A 14661-nucleotide genomic window follows, 5' to 3' on the forward strand; every position below is an offset into this window, starting at 1 on the left:
ATCAAACACAAGCTGCGACAACATACCCAGCTTGATAGCCAAATATCATGAAAACAACAGGAATTGACAAAGAACTTAGTGGCGAAAAACCGCCGTTAACTTTTCTATACCAGAATCATGGATGTCAAATTTGAAAAATATTCGTAAATTGACAGAAACAGAAAGCTTTAACCTTTATACGCTCATTGGTGTTGAGATAACGTGAAAGATATAAAGTTGTCTGAGGCACCGAATTATTAACATGTGACGTGTAGATATGGGACACTATAATCTATGGCGATGTTTTCGTCAGGATGAATCAAAGGAATGCAGCGACATGCGAGGGCCGTGGATAGCGAAAAATCACATGCCGCTGAGGCTTCAGTCTATTTGCCTGTTTTTTTTGGCAATGCTCTTCTTGCCTGCGGCTTCCGATTTTCGAAAGCTGACCGTGACGGGACCATCCAGTTCTGCTTTCATGACATACGACCTGTCAGAATTGAAGTCGATGCAAGTGGTCATCGTGAACACGACAACCCCTTGGACCGATGGTCTGCAAGAATTTCGCGGTGTACCGCTTGCGGCATTATTGCCCGACATGGATGGCGCATTTGAACTGCGCCTGACGGCTGTGAATGATTATGTCGTGACAATGCCATCCGATCTGATGACTGAAAGCATTCCGATCGTCGCCTATGAACGAAATGGCGCATTGATGTCCGTTCGGGACAAAGGCCCTTTCTGGCTGATCTTTCCATTCGATGACAATGACAGCTTCACGACCGATGCGATGCTGTCGCGCAGTATCTGGCAGCTTTTCAGAATAGACATCCTGCAATAACACAAAACGTCATGCGCGCTGTGTGACACTGCCGTTGCATAGGCGCATCACATTTGGTCGTTTCACGCACAAGCAATATGACTTCCACGACAAGACAACAGACGGATAGCCCCCCCCTGTTCTTTATTCCGCTGCCTTTACCCATGCAGGATGCCGTCGAGGGCCCGTGACGACACCCTCGTCAAACAACGCACCGATTTCGCCGCTTTGCAGACCTGCCACATCGGCAAGCACCTCTTCGGTATGCGCGCCCAGCGCCGGGGCCGGGTTTGGGGCCTGCCGTGCGATCTCGGAAAATGACAGCGGTGACGCCGGAGTCGGGTAGCTGCCGATCCCCGGCTGTTCCAGCATGTGGAACATCGGGTTCTCAGTGGACAGGTCAGGGTCTTCGCGCACCGCTTCCGCAAAGCTGCGAAACTGCGACCAGGTGACCCCGCCTGTGTCAAACGCCTTGGCGAAATCCTCGACCTTGCGGGCGGCAAAGAAGGGCGCAAGCACCTCTGTGATCGCCGCGCGATGCCGGAACCGCGCGCCTTCCCGCGCAAGGCTCTCGCCCAGACGCGCTTCCAGCGCCGCCATCGCCTCGACCATGCCGGTGGCCTTCACCAGCCCGCGCCATTGCCGGTCAGTCAGACCGATCACCATGACGCGCGCGCCATCGGCGCAGATGAAATCTTGCCCATAGCCGCCATAAAGCGCATTGCCATATTTGGGTCGGTCGGTGCCATTCACCGCCACTTCGCCGATAATCCCCAGATTGCCCAGCATCGCCGCCGCTGCATCTTTCAGCGAGAACAGCACTTCCTGCCCCTGCCCTGTGCGCAGCCGGTGACGTTCCGCTGCCAGGAGCGCTGTCACCGCCATATTGCCCGCGATGCAGTCCCACGCAGGCAGCACATGGGCGACAGGTTCGGTGGAACCCTCCGGCCCGGTCGCCGTGGGAAAGCCAAGGGATGGGTTTACGGAATAATCCACCGCCGCGCGCCCATGCCGGTCGCCCAAGAGCGCCACCATCACCAGATCGTCGCGATGGCGCGAAAGGGTCTCATGGTCCATCCAGCCGCGCACGCGCAGATTGGTGAGGAACAGCCCGGCATCCTCGCCCGGCGCGGTGATGATCCGCGTGATCAACTCGCGCCCCTTGGGGGATTTCATATCCACCGCGACGGATTTCTTGCCCTTGTTCAGCCCTGCCCAGAACAGGCTTTGCCCATCCTCGGTGACCGGCCAGCGCGCGGCATCCAGCCCCCCTTCGATCCGGTCAAAGCGGATGACTTCGGCCCCCATCTGCGCCAGCGTCATGCCCGCCAGCGGGATCGCCACGAAGGCAGAGCCCTCGACCACGCGCATACCTTTGAGAATTCCCATAACCTTATGCCTCCCATTCGAAGCGGGCTTGCAGCCCTTGATGGCCAGCTTCGGCCACAGTGCAAAGCTTCAGCGCGCCCGCCCCATCCTGTTCAGCCTGAAGCGAGAGCGTGCCGTCAAACATCGGATGCACCCCGCGGAAGCTGAACCGCGTGGGCACAGCGCCGGTGTGGCGCATCGCGGCTTCCATCAGCAGCGTTGCCTGCATTGGCCCATGCACGACAAGGCCCGGATAGCGCTCCGCCCCGGTCGCATAATCGCGGTCGTAATGGATGCGATGCGCGTTATAAGTGGCCGCCGAATAGCGAAACAGCCGCACCGGGCCGACCTCGACCGCCTCGCTGAAAATCGGCGCGTCCGGGGCCGGGATGGCACGCGGCGCGCGGAAACTGTCGGGGATCGGCAGATAGACGATATCCTGTTCCTCGCGGATTTGCGCGCCACCCTCGCCGCGCAGGTCATGGCCCACGCGCACGAAAGCCATATCGCCTGTGTGGCCTGTCTTGAAATCAACACTCAGGATTTCAGAGCGCTTGGTAATCACCTCGCCAATCGCGAAACGGCCCTTGAAAGACAGCTTGCCCCCCGCCCACATGCGCCGGTTGAACGGCAAGGGCGGAAGAAAACCGCCCAGCTTGGGGTGGCCGTCCGTGGCGATTTCCGAAATCGGCACAAATTCAGGAAAAGCGACCCAATGCCACAGCACCGGCAAGGGTGCACCGGTGTGAATGGGCGGCTGGGCGGCGGCGGGATGGCCCAGCGCGCCCATCACCATGCCTGCGAATTCCGGACTGACGGCCCCTGTGCGGGTTTCCACCCGCCCGACCCAGGCCGAAGCCTGTTCGGGCGTGGCAGCGTCACCAGTCAGGCCGCTTTCGGTTTTGCTCATGCGGCCTGCCTCACGCCCAACACCTTGGCAATGGTTTCGCCCATCGCGGACGGTGTCGGCGCAACCGTTATTCCTGCGGCAGACAGGATTTCCACTTTTTCCTGCGCGCTTTCACCAAAGGCAGAAATGATCGCCCCCGCATGGCCCATCTTGCGGCCCTTGGGTGCCGACAGGCCCGCGATATAGGCCACGACAGGTTTGGTCATGTGATCGCGCGCATAGGCGGCGGCCTCAGCCTCTTGCGGGCCGCCAATTTCGCCAATCATCATCACCGCATCCGTTTCGGGGTCATTCTCGAACAGTTCCAGAATATCGCGGAAGCTCGACCCGTTGATCGGATCGCCGCCAATACCCACGGACGTGGACACGCCAATCCCAAGCGCTTTCATCTGGCTTGCGGCCTCATAGCCCAAGGTGCCGGAACGCCCCACGATGCCCACACGACCGGGCAGGTAGATAGCGGGGGGCATGATGCCCATGAACCCCTTGCCGGGAGAGATGACGCCCGCGCAGTTCGGCCCGATGAAGCGCATTTTGCGCGCAGCCGGGAAGCGGCGCAGGAAGCGTTTGACCTTCATCATGTCCTGCGACGGGATGCCATCGGTCACGCAAACCGCGAATTCCAGCCCCGCTTCGGCCGCTTCCATGATCGCATCAGCGGCGCCGGGAGGCGGGACAAATACCAGCGAGGCTTGCGCCCCCACAGCCTCGACCGCCTCTGCCACGGTGTTGAAGATCGGGCGTCCCAGCACGGTTTCGCCGCCCCGACCGGGGGTTACGCCGCCCACGACATTGGTGCCGTTCTTGATCATGTCTTCGGCATGGAACTGGCCAATGCGCCCTGACATGCCCTGAACGATGATACGGGTGTCTTTCTGGATTAGAATGGACATTTGCGTGCTCCTTCAGGCAGCCATTGCAGGACGGACTTTGACGGCGGTGGCCGCTGCCTCGGCCAGCGTTTCGGCGGAAATCAGCGGCAAGCCGGATTCGTCGATAATCCGGCGGCCCTCCTCGACATTGGTGCCGGCCAGCCGGACCACGACAGGCAGGCTCAGGTTCAGTTCTTGATACGCTTGCACCACACCAGACGCGACCCAGTCGCATCGGTTGATGCCCGCAAAGATATTGACAAGGACCACCGACACATTCGGGTCCGACAACACGGTGCGGAAGGCTGCGACGACCCGCTCTGGGCTGGCACCGCCCCCGATATCAAGGAAGTTTGCAGGCTGCCCCCCAGAAAGCGTGATCATGTCCATTGTCGCCATCGCCAGCCCTGCACCGTTGATGATGCAGCCGATATCGCCATCAAGGCCCACATAGTTCAGCCCATGTTCGGCGGCGGCATCTTCGCGCGGGTCCTCCTGACCGGGATCGCGCAGCGCAGCGACCTCGGGGCGGCGGAACAGCGCGTTGGTGTCAAAGCTCATCTTGGCATCCAGCGCAATCAGATCGCCCGTGCCGGTCACGACCAGCGGGTTGATTTCCACCATCGTGGCATCAAGATCGCGGAACGCGCGGTAGCAGGCGCGCAGCACGGTCGCGAATTGCCCGACCTGCTTGCCGGTGAAGCCCAGCTTGAAGGCCAGTTCGCGCGACTGGAACGGCAAAAGCCCCATCGCCGGGTCAATGACCATGCGCACCAGTGCGTCGGGCTGGTCCTCGGCCAGTTCCTCGATCTCCATGCCCCCCTCGCGCGAGGCGACGATCATGATACGCTCGGATTTACGATCCAGAACAAGGCCCAGATAGATTTCCTGCGCAATGTCGGTGGCTTCCTCTATCAGCAGGCGATGCACGGGCTTGCCATTCGCATCCGTCTGCTTGGTCACCAGATTGCGTCCCAGAAGCGACAGCGCGAAGGCGCTGACTTCAGCCTCGGTCTTGCACAGTTTCACACCGCCCGCAGCCCCGCGCCCGCCTGCATGGACCTGCGCCTTGACGACAACAGGAAAGCCCAGCTTGCGCGCTTCATGCATGGCCTGTTCTGGCGCAAAGGCAATACCGCCGCGCGGAACAGGCATCCCGATTTTCTTGAGAACGTCCTTTGCCTGATGTTCGTGAATATCCATGACAATCTCTCCTTATTCAGCGGCTTTTGCCGCACCGCCGCGCGCAGAAATCGCATCGGCCAGTGACAGCACATTCATCGCCATTTTCTCGGACGCCGCGTCGATCATCTTGCCATCCAATGCGGCAGCGCCCTTGCCCTCGGCCTCGGCCTTGCGCAATTCCTCGATGATGCGGCGCGCGCGGGTGACTTCGGCCTCGGGTGGGCTGAAGACCTTGTTCGCCATCTCGATCTGGCTGGGGTGGATCGCCCATTTGCCCTCAAACCCAAGCGCTGCTGCACGCTCGGCCGCGGCAATATAGCCATCGGGATCGGCGAAATCGCCAAACGGGCCGTCCAGCGCGCGCAGACCATAGGCGCGGCAGGCAATAATCATCCGCGACAGCGAGGCATGCCACTGGTCGCCCGGATAGGCCGGGTTCAGCCCGCCAATGTTGACCGTGCGCGCCCGCATTGATGCGGCATAATCCGCCACGCCAAAATGCAGCGCTTCAAGGCGCGAGTCGGACGTGGCAGCATAGCGCGCAATTTCCTCGACATTGGCCATGCCCAGCGCCGTCTCGATCAGCGCTTCCAGACCGACGCGGCGCGTCAACCCGCAAGCCTGTTCGATCTGGTTGACCATCGCATCGACCATATAGAGGTCCGACACGACGCCCAGTTTCGGGATCAGCAGCATATGCACGCGGTCGCCCGCCTGCTCCATGACATCGACCACATCGCGGTACATGTATTGCGTATCAAGCCCGTTGATGCGCACGCTGACGGTCTTGCCCTTGGCTTCCCAGTCAATATCATTCAGCGCAGCGATGGCATTCTTGCGCGCCTGCGCCTTTTCCGGGGGCGCGACGGCATCTTCGAGGTCAAGAAAGACCACATCCGCCGCACTTTCCGCAGCTTTCTGGATCATCGTGACATTAGAAGCGGGCACAGCAAGCGTCGAACGTTGCAGGCGCTGCATACGCAGCGGGAAGAGAGAGTGGCTCATATGAAGTATCCTTATTCAGCAGCTATCGAGAGGGCGGGCGCTTGTGCCACGCCCGCGTAAACATGTTGGGCAGCGGTGACACCTGCGCCCAGGACGACGGGTGCGCCAGCGGCCTTTAGCGACAATTCGGCAATTCCAAGGGCGGTCAGGCACATCCCCTCATTCAGATCACCCAGGTGGCCGATGCGGAATGCCTTGCCTGCCAGCGGGCCAAGCCCACCGCCAAAATGCGTGTTATACCGGTTCCGCGCTATCGCGATCACGTCGCGCGCGTCGATACCTTGTGGCGTGCGGATCGCCGTCACCGTGTCAGATGCGAAGATCTGATGCTCGGCCACCATCTTCAGCCCCATTGCCGCGACCCCGGCACGAATACCCTCTGCAAGGCGTTGATGACGTGCAAAGACATTGGCCAGCCCCTCTGTCTGAAGCCGTGTCAGCGCCGCACGCAAACCATGCAACAGTTGCGCAGGCGGGGTGAAGCAGAACGATCCGGCCTGATGTGCGGCCAGCATGGCGCGCAAGTCCAGAAAGCTGCGCGCCATGGTGCTGGTGTCCATCGCGGCAAGCGCGCGGGGGCTGGCGGCGATAATGCCAAGACCAGCAGGGCACATCAGCCCTTTCTGGCTGCCGGCAATCGCCATATCGACGCCCCATGCGTCCATCTCGAACGGGATCGACCCAATGGATGACACCCCATCGACAAACAAAAGCGCATCATGGAAACTCGCGTCGAGGGCATGGCGAATGCCCGCCACGTCAGAGGTCACACCCGTTGCGGTTTCATTGTGGGTAACGAAAACGGCCTTGATCTCGCCATGCCGGTCTGCCCCAAGGCGGCGTTCCACCTCGCGCACGGGACAAGGCGCACCCCAAGCCACATCAATGATCTCGACCTTCAACCCCATCGCCAGTGCCATATCGGCCCAAAGCGCCGAAAACTGACCGTGACGCGCCATAAGCACCTTGTCGCCGGGCGACAGCGTGTTTGTGATGGCCGCTTCCCATGCCGCAGTCCCAGAGCCGGGAAGCAAGGCAATCTGCGCTTCACTTGTGCCGAATACTGGCTTCAGCCCTGCCAGAACCGGTTGCAGGATTTCCGCAAATTCAGGTGCGCGATGGTCTTGCATCGGAACGATCATGGCGCGCTGTATGTCGGCAGGCACATTGGTCGGACCGGGAATGAACAGATGGGCGGTTCCAGTCATCATGTCGAATCCTCCTTCGATGACGGAGGTATGCCAGAAGATGGGCCATTGCTGCGAGAGAAAGCGGGTTCTGCTGTAAATGCGAGAGTTTACAAGTTTCAGTTTATGTAATATTGTTAATTTAACAAAGTAAATGTACGTTTCGGGGGCATCATGCGCAAGACGTTCATCGGACCACATTTGCGCCGTTTGCGACAGGAAGCAGGCGAAACACAGGTCAGCATGGCAAAAAGGCTGGGCATCAGCGCAGCCTATGTAAACCTGCTGGAAAACAACCAGCGTTCAGTTTCTGTTGCTATCCTGCTGCGGCTGTTCGAACAATATGGTGTGGACTGGCACGACATCTCGGAAGATGGGGCGGGCGCACGGTTGGCCGATCTGCGAGGCGCGCTGCAAGATCCGTTATTCGATGACACGCGCCCGGATTTACACGAATTACGCGCGGCGCAAACCCATGCCCCGACCTTCATGGAAGCCTTTCTTCATCTGCATCGCGCCTATCTTTCCGCATCTGACCAGTTGCTGGCGCTGGCGGCCCAACCGGGCGAAGTCGGGCCAGTTTTTAGCGCCTCGCCGGAAGGGGCCGTGCACAACTTCTTCCGCCGTCAGCGCAACCACTTTCCCACGCTGGAACAGGCCGCGGACGAGGTATGGGACGGCGCCCCCCCGGCCCCCGATGACATGTATTCCGCGCTCAAGGCCCGGCTGCGCGACAGGCATGGCATTCAGGTCAAGGTCGTGCGCGTTCATGATCTGCCGCGCGCATTGCGCCACTATGAGCAAGGGCGCGCGCAAGTTCTGCTCTCCGAAGCGCTTGACCACCCGAACCGGGTGTTCCAACTGGTGCATGTCCTTGGCCTGATAGAGTGCCGCGACAAGATCGAGGGGCTTTTGCAGGTATCCGGGATTGACGACATTCAGGGGCGTGCCCGTTGCCTTGTGGAACTGGCCAATTACTTCGCGGCTGCCGTGCTTATGCCCTATGACGCCTTTTTGCGCGAGGCGCGAAGCTCGAAATATGATTTCGACCATCTGGCCACGCGTTTCGGCATCAGTTTCGAACAGGCCTGCCACCGTGCCACCACCATGCAACGCGAAGGGGCGCAGGGGGTGCCCTTTTTCTTTTTGCGCCTCGACAAGGCTGGCAATGTCACAAAGCGCTTCAACGCCACCGATTTTCATCTGGCCGAATATGGTGGTGCCTGCCCCAAGCTGGATGTGCATATGACATTCCGCCTGCCCGGCCGGATTGTCCCGCAACTGGTGGAAATGCCCGACGCCTCGCAGTATTTCGTCTTTGCGCGCACTGTGGATCGTCCGACATTTGAACGCTACGGACAAGACAACCGGCTGGCTGTGGCAATGGGGTGCACCATTCAACATGCGCCCGAAATCGGCTATGCAGAAGGGATCGCATTGCAAGGGGCGGCAGCCACGCCGATCGGGATCAACTGCCGCATCTGCCCGCGCGCGGGCTGCGACCAGCGCGCCTATCAGGCCAGTGTGCTGAAAACGCCTGTCGATGAACGACGCAGGGGCGCCACGCGTTATGATACCTGAACTTGTGTGACTTGGCTGTGCACCTTGGCACAGCGAGTGTTGGCCTATGCTTCATGCGAAACCGCAGGAAGCACGCTATATCTAAATCAAGTCAATGAACAGGAGCACGCCATGACCACATCGCAAACTCATGCGCCCATTGCCGGGCTGCACCATGTCACGGCCATATCAGGCCCCGCGCAAGAGAATCTGGATTACTACACACACACGCTCAAGACCCGGTTGATCAAGCAGACAGTGAATTTCGATGCGCCGGAAATGTACCACCTTTACTATGGGGCGCAGGACGCCTCGCCCGGGTCGGTGCTGACATTCTTCAACCGCGAGTCGCGCGAACAGGGGCGCGCCGGGGCTGGTGCCGCGCAGGCCTTTGCCTATGCCGCCAAGCCCGACACACTTGAGCAGTGGCACCAAGCGCTGGGGGGCCAGATCACAACGCGCTTTGGCGCAGAGGTGCTGGTTCTGACCGATCCGCATGGTCAGTTATTCGAGATTGTGGCCGACCCTGAGGCCAACGCCTGGGGCGAGTTCCACTCTGTTACGCTATGGGTGGCCGAACCAGACGCCACCGCCCGCATCCTGACAGAGGTATTCGGCTACAGTTTTGTTGGCACAGAGCGCAACGGGGAGGGAACGCGCACGCGCTATGCGCTGCCGGGTGACGCGCCGGGGCGGATTGTCGATCTATGGCAGTCGGATGCGCCGGTCAAGGCGCGGCCGGGTCCGGGGACCATTCATCACGTGGCCTTTCGCGCGCGCGACAATGCGCATCAGCAGGAATTGCGCGACGTGTTGCTTGCACGCGGGGAACGCGTGACCGAGGTCAAGGACCGCCAGTATTTCAACGCGATCTATTTCCGCGAACCCGGCGGCGTGTTGTTCGAAATTGCCACTGATGGACCGGGTTTCGACGCGGATGAGCCGATGTCCAGCCTTGGCGAAAGCCTGAAACTGCCGCCGCAACATGAACCCCGTCGCGCAGAACTGGAAGCGCTTTTGCCCCCGCTTGAATTGTCGAGGGCGTAAACGCCAGACGGGACCGTCGCCGGCACCCAGAGCGGTGGAGTTGTTGTGTTACCGCATCAAGCAGGCGATAGCGCCGAAAAAAAGGCGGCCCGCGAAAACGGGCCGCCTTTTTTTATTGTGTCCTGATCAAGCCTGCGTTTTCATGGGCGAGTGTTCGTCACCTGACGAAAGGTTCCCGCGCCCTCTGCGATGCTTCCACGAGAGGCAGCTATGCGGGACTTTGCGGACATAGCAAAGCTAGGTGCAAAGCCGCGCAGCGTCGGGCCGCGGTGCGGCGATCCAAGGTTTATTCTGTAGCGCTTTATGCTGGCCAAATCCCTGAAAGATCAGATCGTTGCGCTTGGGGCAGCCCAATCGCCGTGCCGTGGGGGCGGCCCGGCGATGCGCGGCGGCCTTCGGCCTTGATTCCGCGCAACTGAATGTCCGCAACGTCCCCCCCAGCAGTCATCGGGTATCTTGTGTCAAGCGACGAACACTAGACCTTCACCAAAGCCCCATCAGGGGTGTGATGCGCCGGATTGCCACGCGGCGGTTCCGCTCTTCGGCAGCAGCGGTGGGGATACGCAGGTAGCGTTCGCCATAGCCCTGAATGATCAGGTTTTCCGGGGGTATCTCGAAAAATTCTGTCAGGGCCAAGGCAACGGATTCCGCGCGCCGGTCAGACAAGGCAAGGTTATAGGACGCAGGACCCGTCGCATCGGTATGCCCCTCGACCAGAAACAACTCGCGCGGATTATCGGCAAGCAACCGTTCCATCAGGCGGCCGACCTGCGCCAGCTTGCGGGCCTCTTCGGGGCGGACATTGGCGCGGTTGATCTCGAATGTGATCGGATCGGGGCTAAGCACCGGCACCAGCTCGCGCACCTCGCGCACTTCACGGATTTGACGCAAGGAAAAGGCCCGATCCAGCGCGCGGGCGTCAGCCTCTGCCTCTTGCAGCAATGCAAGCGCCAGTTCCGGGTCAGTGCGCTGGGTAATGCGCAACTCGCGGCGGCGCGGCGGGGGCAGAACGGACACATCGATAGCCTGAACTTCGCGCATGTCATCGACCAGTTCGATAGAGGTGCCATCCGGCAGCACCCGCTCACGCCATTGCACGCGGCCTGTGGCGTCGCGAACGGTAATGATTTCCGACCCATCCGGGCGCGCCCAGCGTGTCAGGGTTGACCCATCTGCGTAGCGCTCGATCCGGCGCTGGGAACCGTCCTGACTCAGGATCACATCGTCATCGCGCCAGACGGCATATTCACCATCATCGCGCTGCACCACCACACGTTCGTCGGACCGGGCCACAACGCGGTTTTGATTGACGATCATCCCGACAGCCAGCGCGCCCAATGCGGCCAGCCCCGCGCGCTCCAGATCGCGGCGGTCACTGCTGCGCGCCTGCCCGGCGGCAACATCCAGCGCAAAGCGCGAGTCGAAATCATCGCGGCTGGTGCGAACCTCTGCTGCCGTGATTTCCTCTTCGGTGACCTCTTCCGCTTCCACAGCGTCAACGCCCTCCTCAACCTCTTGGCTGCGTTCGCGTTGCAGGGCAGAGAGTGCCGCAGCCAGAACGCCGCCGCTTTCACCCGTGTCTGACTCATCCTGTTGGGTCATCTGACCCAGCAGCATAAGTGCCTCTGCGGTTTCGGGATCGGCCATCAGGCGGTCGATCATGGCTTGCTGTTCCGCGTCAATCGCGCGTGGGGCATCATCGGGGGCGACGAATTCTTCCTCTGTCACCTCCTCGACGATCAATTCAGGTGCTTCCTCTGCCATTGCCTCGGCTTCGGCGCGCAGTTCCTCACGCTCTCGCTCAAGATCAATCTCGGCCTGTTCGCGCGCGGCGGCCTCTTCAGCTTCGGCATCGCGCCGCTCTGCTTCCAGCGCTTCGCGCAAACGCTGCTCTGCCTCATCTTCGGCAGCGGCTTCGTCGCGCTCTGGCGCGTCTGGCATGTCCGGTTCTGCATCAGAAGCAGCCTCGCCCTCTGGTGCGATCTCTGTTTCTTCTGCGCCCAACTCGGGGCCTGCATCTATATCAGCCTGTGCATCTTCTTCATCTGCACGCTGTTCCGCCTCAAGCGCCTCTCGCAGGCGCTGTTCGGCTTCGGCTTCGGCTTCGGCTTCGGCTTCGGCTTCGAGAGCAGACTCGCTATCATCCTCTGTCAAGTCTGACGCGCCGGTTTCTTCCGTTTCCTCGCCTGACGGCACATCATCGCCATCAAGGGGCAGGTCTTCGTCAATCTCGTCCGGTTCGCCCTCTGCCAAAGGGGGCGAGGAATGCGTCATCAGGTTTTCATCACCAAGTAGCAATGTCCGCTCGGCATCTGCGCGGGCGGCTTCGGCCAGATCGTCAAGGTCTGCATCAACATCACTGAAATCAATCTGTGAAATGGCGTCACTGGTCTCTGACAACATGGTCTGAGCCTGCTCCAGCTGCGCGGCATCTTCAAACACCGCATTGGCATCTTCGAACAGCAATTGGCAGCGTGCAAAATCCAGATCTTGCGCGCATTCGGTGATGACCGTACGGACCTGCTGACACCCTTCATCAGAAGTGTCCAGAACGCAGTCCTGAACCATTGGCACGAACATCTCGGCTGCGTCAGCATCCAGATCTGATGATTGCGCATTCACGCCGGCGGGGAGCATGGCAAGGCAAAGCCCCAATGCGGTTGTCGCCTTGTAGTTTTTACGGGACATCTTCATCTCCTGTTGTTGAAGCGCGCAGACGGAACAGACAATACGGCGAAGCGCCGCTTGCGGCCTCTTCAGCCGCAGTGACGCGAAACCACTTTGTCGCACATACGACAAAGGATCGGCGCGGAAAAAACGCCAGATCAGCATATCTTCGTTCTGATCCATCCCCCCTCTTCGCTTTGCACGCGAACACAAGCTGTAAACGTGCCAGAGCGCGAAACAGTTCCCTTGTCACGAAAAGTTAAGCGAAAATGCGCACGTTCAGGCCGCCGTTGATGGGGCCAAGGGATGACCCAGCGCCTTGAAGCTAGTGTTCGGCGCTTGCGGAAAGATGCCCGATTGCTGGTTTGAGGCCGTTCTGAACGCTAGAGCACCCCCCCGTCCACAACCGCGCGGGCAAGTTTGCGATACCCTGCGACATTGGCAGCGCGTCTATAGTCGATGCCGCCCCCTGCTGTGCAACAACTCGCGCGCTCGGCTTTCAGGCGGGTATGGATCGCGCACATGATCTCGCGCAGTTCGCGTTCCACGCGTTCTGGTGACCAGCGCGCAAAACTTGCATTTTGCTGCATTTCCAGCCCCGAAACAGCGACCCCGCCCGCATTTGCCGCCTTACCCGGTGCCTGAATGACCCCTGCACGCGTCAGTTGCGCCTCGGCGGCGGCGGTCAGGGGCATATTCGCGCCCTCTGCCAGAAACCGGCATCCGCCATCGGCCAGCGCGCGAGCGTCGTCGATATCCAGTTCATTTTGCGTCGCACAGGGCAGCGCAATCTCTGGCGACAAGCCCCAGGGGCGCGCCCCCTCTCTGAAGTCCACCCCAAGGTGTGCGGGTGGCGTTTGTGCCGCATCTCCTGTCGCCTCCAGCACCCAATCCAGCGCATCAGTGCTGAACCCATCGGGGGCATACCATGTGCCCGCGCGGCCAGACAGGCTGATCACTTGCGCCCCCATCGTCATCGCCTTACGCGCGGCATAGCGCGACACATTTCCGCGCCCCGACAGGGCAACGCGCTTGCCTTCCAGGTCTTGCGCTTCCTCTGCCAGCATTGCAGACAGGAAATGGATCAATCCGTAGCCGGTTGCCTCTGCCCTGTTGTCACTGCCACCCAGCGGCAGCGGCTTGCCCGTCAAGGCCCCGCCCCAGCGCTGCGCTTGTTGCACCCATGCCCGCGCCATCAGGCCAACTTCGCGCGCGCCCACACCGATGTCGCCCGCCGGGACATCGCGGTCGGGGCCGATATGGGGGCCAAGTTCCGCCATGAACGCCTGCGCAAAGCGCTCGATTTCGGCTTGCGACCGGCCTTGGGGGTCGAAATCAGCCCCGCCTTTTGCCGCACCCAGAGGCAACCCGGTCAGCGCGTTCTTGAAAGCCTGCTCAAATGCCAGAAATTTCAGGACCGACCGCGACACATTCGGCGCCCAACGCAACCCGCCCTTGTAGGGGCCAAGCAGGTTGGAATGCTGCACACGCCAACCCCGGTTAATGTGCACTGCACCCGCATCATCGCGCCAAGTAATACGAAAACTGATGATGCGATCCGCTTCGCACAGGCGCTCCAATGCGCGGGCCTGGGTGAATTCGCTGCTGGCTTTCTCGACGGTCAGCACATCGCGCGCGACCTCTTCCACAGCTTGCAGAAATTCGTCCTCGCCTTCATGACGCGGTTTGATCTGCTCCATGAAGCTGTCCAGAAGCAAGGCTGCGCGGTCTTTCATGTCATTCCTTTCACGGCTTTGGGTGGGCTAGAGCCTAGCGCACGTGGCACCAAATCAATGTTGCACATACGGCAAAGGCAAAAGAACGCGGGGCGAAGCGGCGCCAGTAAAACTGCGCCAGATACAGGCACGCACCCGGTCTGGAAAGAAACGAATGCACTTGCATTCAGTTCCGTAGTGCCGAAAATACTTAACCTGTGCGTGTCAGCTTTCTGGCGCTGGCCACGGCAAGGCATTGCGCCGCATAAGTTCTGACACTGAGCAGAGAAAATCGACCTGAGAAGACGTCACAGATGCACCCATGCGAAACCTGCACATTGCGAAA

Annotated in this window: 11 protein-coding genes; 3 read left to right on the forward strand and 8 right to left on the reverse strand. The window is 60.5% G+C overall.

What is annotated here, in order from left to right; translation table 11 throughout:
- The first annotated feature begins 457 nt into the window (after positions 1-457).
- Positions 458-820: a putative pterin-binding protein gene (locus EV660_RS13570; RefSeq protein ID WP_134014019.1), complete on the forward strand. Its 363-nt coding sequence runs from the start codon at positions 458-460 to the stop codon at positions 818-820.
- Between the two features lie 123 nt (positions 821-943).
- Here EV660_RS13570 and EV660_RS13575 read toward each other — a convergent pair whose 3' ends face one another.
- Genes EV660_RS13575 through EV660_RS13600 form a run of 6 tightly spaced genes read right to left on the reverse strand, consistent with a single transcriptional unit; the run spans position 944 to position 7347 of the window.
- Positions 944-2188, reverse strand: coding sequence for a CoA transferase (locus tag EV660_RS13575; protein WP_071478944.1), 1245 nt, complete (start codon positions 2186-2188; stop codon positions 944-946).
- A gap of 4 nt (positions 2189-2192) precedes the next feature.
- Complete coding sequence (locus EV660_RS13580; protein WP_071478943.1) at positions 2193-3077, reverse strand: HTD2 family dehydratase; 885 nt, start codon at positions 3075-3077, stop codon at positions 2193-2195.
- Positions 3074-3970: a succinate--CoA ligase subunit alpha gene (sucD, locus tag EV660_RS13585; protein ID WP_071478942.1), complete on the reverse strand. Its 897-nt coding sequence runs from the start codon at positions 3968-3970 to the stop codon at positions 3074-3076. The genes EV660_RS13580 and sucD overlap by 4 nt, the downstream gene beginning before the upstream one ends.
- A gap of 12 nt (positions 3971-3982) precedes the next feature.
- Positions 3983-5152 carry a malate--CoA ligase subunit beta gene (locus EV660_RS13590; RefSeq protein ID WP_071478941.1) on the reverse strand — a complete coding sequence of 390 codons (1170 nt, stop codon included), beginning with the start codon at positions 5150-5152 and terminating at the stop codon, positions 3983-3985.
- Between the two features lie 12 nt (positions 5153-5164).
- Positions 5165-6139 (reverse strand): HpcH/HpaI aldolase/citrate lyase family protein, encoded by a 975-nt coding sequence (locus EV660_RS13595; RefSeq protein ID WP_071478940.1) that lies wholly within the window; start codon positions 6137-6139, stop codon positions 5165-5167.
- A gap of 11 nt (positions 6140-6150) precedes the next feature.
- Positions 6151-7347, reverse strand: a complete 1197-nt coding sequence (locus tag EV660_RS13600) for a pyridoxal-phosphate-dependent aminotransferase family protein (protein WP_071479078.1) — start codon at positions 7345-7347, stop codon at positions 6151-6153.
- Positions 7348-7500: 153 nt separating this feature from the next.
- Here EV660_RS13600 and EV660_RS13605 point away from each other — a divergent pair, with 153 nt between their 5' ends.
- Together EV660_RS13605 and EV660_RS13610 are read left to right on the forward strand one after the other, a co-directional pair.
- A complete protein-coding gene (locus tag EV660_RS13605; protein WP_071478939.1) occupies positions 7501-8907 on the forward strand; it encodes a helix-turn-helix domain-containing protein in 1407 nt (468 codons plus the stop codon).
- 111 nt (positions 8908-9018) lie between these two features.
- Positions 9019-9933, forward strand: a complete 915-nt coding sequence (locus EV660_RS13610) for a ring-cleaving dioxygenase (protein WP_071479077.1) — start codon at positions 9019-9021, stop codon at positions 9931-9933.
- 483 nt (positions 9934-10416) lie between these two features.
- Here EV660_RS13610 and EV660_RS13615 read toward each other — a convergent pair whose 3' ends face one another.
- Together EV660_RS13615 and gdhA are read right to left on the reverse strand one after the other, a co-directional pair.
- Entirely contained in the window at positions 10417-12621 is a 2205-nt protein-coding gene (locus EV660_RS13615; RefSeq protein WP_157798912.1) for an OmpA family protein, read from the reverse strand.
- 362 nt (positions 12622-12983) lie between these two features.
- On the reverse strand, positions 12984-14336 hold the full coding sequence (gene gdhA / locus EV660_RS13620) for an NADP-specific glutamate dehydrogenase (RefSeq protein WP_071478937.1): 1353 nt from the start codon (positions 14334-14336) through the stop codon (positions 12984-12986).
- Positions 14337-14661: the final 325 nt, after the last annotated feature.

It is taken from the genome of Roseinatronobacter bogoriensis DSM 18756 (assembly GCF_004366635.1).
Classification (GTDB): domain Bacteria; phylum Pseudomonadota; class Alphaproteobacteria; order Rhodobacterales; family Rhodobacteraceae; genus Roseinatronobacter; species Roseinatronobacter bogoriensis.